Raw genomic sequence first — 9,161 nt, forward strand, 5'->3', positions numbered from 1 at the left:
CTAACTCCAGTCGTGGGCAAAGGAGCGCGGATGACGACGGGCCGCATTTATGTCGGCGTCGGCGGCTGGAGCTTTGCGCCCTGGCGCGAGGCGTTCTACCCACCGGGACTGCCGACGTCGCATGAGCTGGAATATGCGAGCCGTCATCTCACCTCGATCGAAATCAACGCGACTTTCTATCGAACGCAAACGCGCGAGACCTATCTGAGCTGGCGCGACCAGACGCCCGAGGGCTTCGTCTTCAGCGTGAAGGCGCCGCGCTACGCCATGAGCCGGCGAACGCCGCATGATGTGAAAGAGTCGATTGCGCATTTCTTCGACAGCGGCGTCGCGGCGCTCGGCGAAAAGCTCGGGCCTGTGCTGTGGCAATTCCCGCCGACGCGCAAGTTCGATCCTGATTTTTGCGCGGCGTTTTTGTCAGCATTGCCGCGAGAGAGCGAAGGCGTCGCGCTGCGTCATGCGATCGAGGCGCGCGACGAAAGCTTCGTGACGAGCGAATTCATCGCTTTGGCGCGCGCGCATCACGCAGCGATCGTCGTCGAAGGCGATTCTGATTTTCCGCTGATCGCCGATCTCACCGCGCCCTTCGTCTATGCGCGCATCATGGGAACGCGCGCGTCGCGCAAGCAAGGCTACGATCGCGAGCGGCTCGATCTCTGGGCCGCCCGCGCCCAAAAATGGGCGGAAGGCGGCGCGCCTAGCGATCTGCCGCGGATCTGCGCCAATACGCCCAAACGCAGCGGGCGCGATGTTTATCTTTATGTCATTCGCGGCGCGAAGGAGAAAAACCCCGCCGCCGCCATGGCGCTGATCGAACGCCTTCAGAAATGAAGCGGAAGCAGGTGCAGGAAGTTTTTCTTGAGCCAATTGAGCAGCGCGACGAGAACGACGACCGAAAACATCAGCGCCAGAATCACATAGACGCGCATGAGCACGTCGAACAGGAAAAACAGGATCGAGAACACAGCGCGCAGCAGCGCCGCGCCGAGGCCGTCGTAAGCCTGTCCGCGATTGGCGAAAAAGCCGACGCATAGCAGGATGAAAGCGCAGCCCGCCGCGAGCAGAAAGGGGTTGTAACTCTCGTTGACGCCGTCGCCGGCGTCGATCAGCAGCACGCCGAGCAGAAAAGACAGCGCGCTCAGCGCTGCGAAGGCGCGGTCGCGTAGAAACGCGTTCAGCCGCTGCAGCAGCGTGCGCTTGTTGGCGGTCTCGTCGAGGAAGCTGCCGAACTTATGTTCGAAGTCATAGGCCTCGCGCTCGGGCGCGCTTTTGAGCGCATTATAGGCTTGCGTGACGCGCTGGAATTTGGCGGGGTCGCCGCCCTTGTCCGGATGATGCTGCTTGACGAGACGGCGATAGGCCGCGTTGATCTCGCGCCGCGTCGCGTCCTCGTTGACGCCAAGAACCTCGTAGTGACTCGCCATCGCTCAGACCGGATCGGGTGAATGCGGCTATCTTTTGCCGAGTTGGCGGGCAGGATCAAGGCGGAAGCGACACGTCTCTTTCGGCGGTTGTGGAACACTGAGGCGATTTTGTCATTCCACGGGCCGAAGTTTTGCCCAGAGCCCGTCATTGCGAGCGAAGCGAAGCAATCCAGGGCGGCGATACGGCTCTGGATTGCTTCGTCGGCTCCGCCTCCTCGCAATGACGGCGGTGATTTCCTGTGTGCCCAAACGGCGCGAGCGGCGCGGATGGCGACGAACTTATCGAGCGGATCTCGACACTGAACAGTATTTTGCTCGGGCTCGACTGTGACCGCCTCAGCGCGCGTGTGCGTCTGCGAAGAATTCCAGCGCATTTTGCTGCGTCACAAAATGCAACCAAAGGAAAACGCCAGCGTTATTGACGTGCTCGCGCCAATTTGGGCGGAGGCAGGGGAGGGTCGGATGGACAAGCTTACGATAATGATCGCCTTGGCCGGCTTCATCACGATCGGCGCAATGGCTGCGATTCTGCCAATCTAATTTTTAGGCGAGGCTGGGCTCTGGCGCCCTTTGGTAGGGAGGCTGAAAGCATCAGCCTCCCGAATTGTTTTAAGCCCTTGCGGCTTCGTCCAAGGTCGTCAGAACCGCGCGCATGGCCTCGCGGTTGTTCAGCTCGTCATAGGCGTAGCCGCACTCCTGCATGGCTTTGCGGGTCGCCTCGCGCATCTTGCTCAAATTGCGCCGCGCCATGGTCGGGAACATATGGTGCTCGATCTGGCTGTTGAGGCCGCCGGTAAGCCAATCCAGGAAGGTCGAGGTTGGCGTGTTGCGGGTCGAGCGCGCCTGACGGTCATAGAAGCCCATGGCCTTCGCCGCGTCATAGACTTCCATCCCCGTGTGATTGAGGACGAAGACGAAGGCGAGGATGAAGCCGCCGAGAAGCTGCGCGAACACGAACCAGGCCCAACCCGTCCAGGCGGCGCCCGGCGTGAGAAAGCCCGCGAGCGTGAGGCCCAGAACCCAATGCGCCACGCAAAGCGCCGTCTCGAGCGTCTTCTCTTTGCGCGCTGCGGTCGCGATGCTCTGCCAGCTCCAGTTGAAGCGGGCGAGCATGAGCAGCGGGAAGAAGAGGGCGACCTGGAACCGCCGCAGGAAGGGAGCGAGGAACCTCGACAAGCCGGACATCTGGGCCGTATCATTGTGCTGGACGAGGAGCTTGTCCCACACGATCCACGGCGCCGAATCGATGTCGCCGTCGATCGGCGTCAGCACGCCGTCGGCGTTCGTCTTGCACCCGTTCGGGAAGGAGTGATGCAGCTCGTGCTTCTCCACCCACCAGGAGGCGCCGAAGCCCTGGAACAGCGCCGCCGCCGCGAGCATGACGCGCGCTTTCGGCTCCTCGCGCGGTCCCCATTGGTTATGGGCGACGTCATGGCCGAGGTAGGCCGTGCGCGGATAATGGACGCCGAGCAGCAGCGCGCCGGCCGCGGCCGCGAGCCCGCCTTTCGCGAGCAAAGCGAAAGCCAGCGTCGGAACGCCGACGAGCTCGACGCCGCGAAGCGCCTGCTCCCAGAGCGGGACGTTGAAATAGCCCTTTTCGCGCGCCTCGTTTTTGAGCGCCGCCATGCGTTGGGCGAGCGCCCGCCCGTCCGGTTCGCCTGTTTCCAGGCTACCGCCTAAAGTAGCGATCGTGTCGTTCAATTTTTTCTTCCCCGGGGGCGCGCGACGCGCCATTTCGTTCTTGTTTTTTGCCGCCGGGAAACCCTTCGGCTATAGCCGCGCTCTTGTCAAATCACTCAGGCCCCTGCATTTCTGAAAGATTATGCGGCATCTCGACCCAGGCTCGGGCGCGTCGAATCTGTACGCCCGAGGAGGGACGGTCTAAGCCCCCCGCCCGAGGCCCCGCATGGGCGCCCGGCCGCTCTTCCAGATGTCCCCATGCGTGGTTTTCCCTTGGTTTGGCTCGACTTTTCCCCCGTTGGCGCCCGGTCGATTGCAAAATTATGGCGCCGCCCTTGTCAGCGCCCGGTCAATTTGTTAGAGGCTGCGCGCCGGCGCTTCACAGCACAAGTCGAAGCGCCCGATGCGGTCGTGGCGGAATTGGTAGACGCGCTAGCTTGAGGTGCTAGTTGGGCAACCAGTGGAGGTTCGAGTCCTCTCGACCGCACCAAAATTTTCCAGCGGGCATTCCCTGAGCCGCGGAAGATCGGTGAGCGGCTCTAAAGCCGCTGCAATTCTTCAACGCAAACACGCCTGTTTCTGCCCAACGGGGCATTGAACAGCAGGCGAAGCGCTGCTAATCCCCGACTGTCAAAAAAGGAGAGATCGGTGCGGTTAGCCCGATCCCCGTGGAAGCGGGTCCTGACCTTCGCGACAGCGATGAGTCCCCTGGCCTTTAACGTCCGATGCAATCGCGTGTCGGCGAACAGGAGGTCGTAGGGTGCAACAGCAAATTTCCGTCATTACCCTTGGCGTCGTCGATCTCGATCGGTCGCGGCGCTTTTACGTCGATGGCTTCGGATGGTCGCCGGTTTTCGAGGCCAGCCAGATCGTCTTCTATCAAATGAACGGCTTCGTTTTGGGAACCTTCCTGAAGGCCGCCCTGGAAGCCGATATGAATCGCGCCGGTCTGCTGCAACCGGGCGCTTTCTCTCTCGCACATAATGTATCGGCGAAAGAGGACGTGATTCCCTTGATGAACAGGCTCGCGCAGGCAGGCGGCGTCATCATCCGCCCTGCAGACGAGCCGCCGCATGGCGGTTTTCGCGGCTACGTCGCCGACCCCGACGATCATGCCTGGGAGATCGCGTGGAACCCCGCCTGGCCAATCGACGAGCGCGGTCTCGTGACCTTCGGCGTCTAGGGGGTACGGGAGCGGGCCTGGGTCCGCTTAGCCCGGACCGACCCCTTAATCCACTCCCCTTTGAATAGCACGCATCGCGACTGGGAACCCAGAGCCACAAGAGCATTGGTTTTGCTCTGGATTCCCGATCGCCCGCTTTGCGGGCGTCGGGAATGACAGCAGTCCGCGCAACGGTCGTTGGCCCTGCTGCATAGGTGCATTTTGGTGTAAAGTTAGGCGTTATTTGCGGAAAATATGCGCATGACTCCAGCGTGGCGTTAAACTATTCCTAAGTTCACATATTCATGTCCGCGGTTCTGCGGGAGCCCACGCCTCTTCGAGGATTGTCCATGATCAGATTACTCACCCTCGCCTTCACGCTCACCTTCTCGCTCGTCGCCGCCTCGGTTTTCGCGGAAGGTCCCGTCGCGTCGCCGCCGCCAAATGCCCAGGCGAGCGCGCCTACGGTGACCGTGTTCGCCGCGGCGAGCCTCAAAAACGCGCTGGACACGGCGGCCGCCGCCTTCAAGGCGAAAAGCGGGATCGAGCTGAAAATCAGCTATGCGGGCTCGATGGCGCTCGCCAAGCAGATCGAATCGGGGGCGCCGGCGGATGTGTTCGTCTCGGCCGATGCGGCGTCGATGGACTATCTGGCCGGCAAAAATCTGATCCGCGCCGATACGCGCGCCGATTTCCTCGGCAATGTGCTTGTTGTCGTCGCGCCGAAATCATCGAAGCTGGAAAAGCTCGCCTTCACGAAGGACGCGCTGACGCAGGCGATCGGCTCAGGCAAGATCGCGACCGGCGACCCCGCCTCCGTCCCCGTCGGCAAATATGCGAAGGCGGCGTTGGAGAAGTTGGGGCTGTGGTCTGTCGCCGAGCCGAATTTCGCCTTCACCGATAATGTGCGCGCGGCGCTCAATTTCGTTGCGCGTGACGAAGCGCCGCTCGGGATCGTCTATCTCACCGACGCCAAATCGGAGCCCAAGGTGAAAGTCGTCGCCACCTTCCCGGCGAACTCTCACCCGGCGATCGTTTACCCGATCGCCCTCACCGCCACGGCGCAGGGCGACGGGGCGGCCAAGCTGCTCTCCTTCCTTCTGAGCAAGCCCGGCAAGGCGATCTTCGCCGAGCAGGGGTTCAGCGTTTCCCATTGATCCTTCGCGTCGCGGATCGAGGCAGTCGATCCGCGACGCCAAATTATTGATTATCCAAGTGGGCGCCTCTTTTGGGCGCCGCCGGCGGTCCGAAAGCGGAAGTTCCGGCCAGGGCAAAGATCAGCCACATTTTCCCTCACAAGATGCGTCTGGAACTGGCGCAGAGAGAGGGCCGAGCATGGCTGCCCGCGCTGGTTGGGCTGGGAAAAACCGTCCGGGAGAGCGTCCCGGCATATCGGACTCGCGAGACGTGGCGCGTCAAAGGCCGCTCGGGAAGCGCGGCGCGCCCCTGTCGTCTCTCGAGCCTCGTGCCCGGAGAGAGTAACATGAGCGTCATTCTAGAAAACCGCCGTCGTAACGGCGCCGCCAAGCCGGAAGCCAAGCGCCCCGTCGCGCGCGCCTCCAGCATTTCTGCCTTTCTGTCTCGCCCACGCACGGCGCCGCCAGGGGGCGACGCTTATCGTGCGCCGCTGTGGGGCCTGTCCTACGATCGCGTCGAAGGCGTTATCCATCTGGTTCTCGCCTTCACGATTGTCGGCGGCGCCGCCGCGATCATGAGCACGGCGCTCTTTGGCCCGGGCGCGCCGCTCGGCGGAACGAGCGAAGCCCAGCCCGAGTTCGTGGCGCCGAAAGCAGCCGTCGCCGTCGCGGCGCCCGTCGAGGAGGAGATGGGCGCGAAACCGGCGCCGGCGACCGAGACGGCGCCCGCCGCCGCTATGCAGCCAGCCGCGCCGCAGCCTGCGGCTCCCGCGCTGAAGACATCGGCCCTCGATCCCTTCCTTGATGCGCGTCCCATGACCGAAACAGCGGCCGCGCCCGCGCGCGCGCCGGAGCCTTTGGCGCCGCCGCCAGTCTCCGTGCGGGAGAAGCTCGGAGCCGGGCAGGGCGGCGAAAGCCAGGAGACGGCGACGCCGCCCGACGACGCCAATGTCGCCGAGCTTCCCGCCGCGCCGGCGCCGCAGGCCAAGGCGGAACCTGCTTCACCCGCAAGGCAGGCGGAAGCGCCCGCGGATGACGCGCATATGGCGAAATGCTATTTGAAGCTTTCTGGCCGCGTGCAGAACAGCGGAAGCTGCAAGGTGCATCATACCGCCGAGGCCGTGACCTTCGACCTGCCGGGCAAGCCGCTCGAAATCGCCCATAAGCACGGACGCGTCTGGACGGCGACGCTCGGCGGCCGCAATCTCGGCCAAGTCTACAAGACCGGCGCCTGCTGGGGCGCCAAGGGCTTCTACGCCTGCGAGAACGGCTGATTACTTCTCGCCGCCGTGGGAGTGGCCATGGCCGTCTCCCGCGGCGGCGCCCTTTACCTTGCCCGCAAGCGTCTTCGCGATGATCGGCTCGGTGGTCGACGTCCAATCCGGTCCCGCCTCGACGATAGGCGTCTCGCCCTCGCCGGGGACGATGTGGACGAGCTTATAGCCCCGGCTTTTCAGCGCGCTTAGAAAATCGGGCAACATCGCGGCCGTCTGCGCCTTGGAGTCGTGGAAGAGCACGATTCCCTTGCCGGCCTTCTCCAGCCGCGACATCACGAGATCAAGCTCGGCCTTCGGCGCCATCGGCGACCAGTCGGAGGCCCATAAGTCCGAGCCGAAAATGGTGAAGCCCTTGCCTTCCAGGTAAGCGACAAGCTCCGGCGTATCGGCAAAGCCGGGAAAGCGGAAGAAGGGCGCGGATTTGTCGCCCGACGCCTTCTGCACCGCCGCAACGCCCTTCTCGATATCGGCCTTTGCCCCCTCGTCGTACATCAGCCGAAGCGTATTGGCGGGATGGCTGTAGGAGTGATAGCCGACGCTGTGCCCTTCGGTCGCCTCGCGCCGCACCATCGCCGGCGCCTCCTCGGCGTTGCGGCCGATGACGAAGAATGTCGCGAGCGCGCATTCCTTGGCGAGCGCATCGAGCACGCGCGCGGTCGGCTCGGCCGGCCCGTCGTCGAAAGTGAGGACAACCTCATGGTCCTGCAGATCGAGCGTGCGCGGATAGCTTTGCAATCCGACGGCGGTTCCCTTCGGGCCGATGGCGATGGTGCGCGAGACGCCGAGCGCGTCAGGCTCGCAGTCGCGGGCGACGGCGGCCGTCGCGCCGAGGGTCAGGAGGGCGCAGAGCGCTACGCTGGAAAGTTTGATCATTTCGGTTTTGCCGGTTTGCTTCCGCATCTGCGCGGGTTAAGGAGCCTGAAGCCTGGTAGCGGGAATCGGCATGCCACTCGATCATGAAGAAACGGCGGCGGGCGCCGAGGGTTTCCGCGAAGAAAACGGCGGGCCGGACCGCGATTTCGTCTTCGCGGTCGAGGCCGCCGTCGCGCTCGGCGACTCCGACAAGGTCCATGAACTCGTCGGCGATCTTCACGAGGCCGATCTCGGCGCGCTGCTCGAGCTTTTGAGCCATGAGGCCCGCCCGCGCCTCGTCGAGCTGATGGGCGCGGACTTCGATTTTACCGCGCTGATGGAAGTGGGTGAAGCCACCCGCGAAGATATTCTCGAAGAGCTGCCGGTCGAGACCCTGGTCGAGGGGATGCGCGATCTCGAAAGCGACGACGCCGTCGCCATTCTCGAGACGCTCGAGCCTGCGGAGCAGGCGGAGGTTCTCGAAGCCCTGCCGGCGCAGGAACGCATCGTCCTGCGCCGCTCGCTCGATTATCCGGAAGGCTCCGCCGGCCGTCTGATGCAGACGACGCTGATCGCCGTGCCGCCCTTCTGGACGGCGGGCCGCGTGCTCGACTTCTTCCGCGAGACGGATGGCGACGAATTGCCTGAAACTTTCTTCGAGGTCTTCGTCGTCGACCCCGGCTATCACCTGCTCGGCACGGTCTTTCTCGACGCCCTCGTGCGCGCCAAGCCGAATGCGCGGCTCGATGAGATCATGCAGGCCGACCGGCGCCGGGTGAAGGCGACCGAGGACGGAACCGAGGCAGCCCGTCTTTTCGAGCGCTACAATCTCGTGTCAGCGCCGGTCGTCGACGAAAGCGAGCGGCTCGTCGGCGCACTCACCATCGACGACATCGTCGACGTCATTCAGGAGCAGGCTTCGGAGGAGATCAAGGCGCTCGGCGGCGTGAACCCGGAAGAAGAGCTGACCGATGATTTCTGGTGGATCGCCAAAAGCCGCTTCACCTGGCTGTTCATCAATCTGCTGACCGCCTTCATCACCTCCAGCGTGCTCAAGACCTTCCAGTCGCAACTGGAGCAGATGGTCGCGCTTGCGGTGCTTGGGCCGATCATCGCGGGGCAGGGCGGCAATTCGGCGACCCAGACGATGACCGTCGCCGTCCGCGCGCTGGCCACCCGCGAACTGAACCGCGCCAACGCGATGAAGATCATCTTCCGCGAATTGGCGATCGGCGCGGTGAATGGCGCGGCTTTCGGCCTGGTGACCGGGATCGTCGCCGCCAACTGGTTCCAGAATGTCGGGCTGTGGCCGGTCATGGCCCTGGCGATGTTCACGAATTTGGTGGCGGGCGCTTTTGGGGGCATCGCGGTGCCGTTGCTGTTCAACCGCTTCAAATTCGATCCGGCGGTGTCCTCGGGGCCGTTCGTGACGACGATTACCGATGTGGTCGGTTATGGGGCGTTTTTAACGATCGCGACCATGTGGTTCCATTTGAAATAAGCGAGCCTGAAGGCTCGCGGTCCAAAGTCCGCCCCCCCTGGACCGCGAGCCTTCAGGCTCGCCTGACCGACAGAAATTGTGCTGACAATGTCGGGCGCCCACGGTAGGATTTGTCTGAGGAAAGAGATG

Annotated in this window: 9 protein-coding genes and 1 tRNA gene; 7 read left to right on the forward strand and 3 right to left on the reverse strand. The window is 63.5% G+C overall.

All coding sequences use genetic code 11. The annotated features are described in order from the left end of the window. Positions 1 to 30: 30 nt before the first annotated feature. Positions 31 to 831: a DUF72 domain-containing protein gene (locus QNA11_RS02800; RefSeq protein ID WP_283481891.1), complete on the forward strand. Its 801-nt coding sequence runs from the start codon at positions 31 to 33 to the stop codon at positions 829 to 831. On the opposite strand, the gene QNA11_RS02805 is transcribed toward QNA11_RS02800, so the two are convergent. After that, a complete protein-coding gene (locus QNA11_RS02805; RefSeq protein WP_283481892.1) occupies positions 822 to 1,424 on the reverse strand; it encodes a J domain-containing protein in 603 nt (200 codons plus the stop codon). The two genes, QNA11_RS02800 and QNA11_RS02805, sit on opposite strands and share 10 nt — an antisense overlap. Positions 1,425 to 1,751: 327 nt before the next feature. Here QNA11_RS02805 and QNA11_RS02810 point away from each other — a divergent pair, with 327 nt between their 5' ends. Further along, positions 1,752 to 1,964: a hypothetical protein gene (locus QNA11_RS02810; protein WP_283481893.1), complete on the forward strand. Its 213-nt coding sequence runs from the start codon at positions 1,752 to 1,754 to the stop codon at positions 1,962 to 1,964. A gap of 69 nt (positions 1,965 to 2,033) precedes the next feature. On the opposite strand, the gene QNA11_RS02815 is transcribed toward QNA11_RS02810, so the two are convergent. Further along, positions 2,034 to 3,125 (reverse strand): fatty acid desaturase, encoded by a 1,092-nt coding sequence (locus QNA11_RS02815; protein WP_283481894.1) that lies wholly within the window; start codon positions 3,123 to 3,125, stop codon positions 2,034 to 2,036. Between the two features lie 384 nt (positions 3,126 to 3,509). Between QNA11_RS02815 and QNA11_RS02820 the strand changes: the two genes are divergently transcribed. The 4 genes from QNA11_RS02820 (at position 3,510) to QNA11_RS02835 (ending at position 6,676) form a co-directional block, all read left to right on the forward strand. Then, positions 3,510 to 3,594: transfer RNA gene (locus tag QNA11_RS02820), tRNA-Leu, on the forward strand. A gap of 270 nt (positions 3,595 to 3,864) precedes the next feature. Then, positions 3,865 to 4,287 (forward strand): VOC family protein, encoded by a 423-nt coding sequence (locus tag QNA11_RS02825; protein ID WP_283481895.1) that lies wholly within the window; start codon positions 3,865 to 3,867, stop codon positions 4,285 to 4,287. 329 nt (positions 4,288 to 4,616) lie between these two features. Continuing rightward, positions 4,617 to 5,423 (forward strand): molybdate ABC transporter substrate-binding protein, encoded by an 807-nt coding sequence (modA, locus tag QNA11_RS02830; RefSeq protein WP_283481896.1) that lies wholly within the window; start codon positions 4,617 to 4,619, stop codon positions 5,421 to 5,423. 326 nt (positions 5,424 to 5,749) lie between these two features. Further along, on the forward strand, positions 5,750 to 6,676 hold the full coding sequence (locus tag QNA11_RS02835; protein WP_283481897.1) for a hypothetical protein: 927 nt from the start codon (positions 5,750 to 5,752) through the stop codon (positions 6,674 to 6,676). On the opposite strand, the gene QNA11_RS02840 is transcribed toward QNA11_RS02835, so the two are convergent. After that, a complete protein-coding gene (locus QNA11_RS02840) occupies positions 6,677 to 7,552 on the reverse strand; it encodes a polysaccharide deacetylase family protein (protein WP_283481898.1) in 876 nt (291 codons plus the stop codon). It lies immediately after the preceding gene. Between the two features lie 70 nt (positions 7,553 to 7,622). Here QNA11_RS02840 and mgtE point away from each other — a divergent pair, with 70 nt between their 5' ends. Then, positions 7,623 to 9,032: a magnesium transporter gene (mgtE, locus tag QNA11_RS02845; RefSeq protein ID WP_283481899.1), complete on the forward strand. Its 1,410-nt coding sequence runs from the start codon at positions 7,623 to 7,625 to the stop codon at positions 9,030 to 9,032. The last annotated feature ends 129 nt before the right edge of the window (positions 9,033 to 9,161 follow it).

This window comes from Methylocystis sp. JR02, assembly GCF_030063565.1.
Taxonomy (GTDB): Bacteria; Pseudomonadota; Alphaproteobacteria; order Rhizobiales; family Beijerinckiaceae; genus Methylocystis; species Methylocystis iwaonis.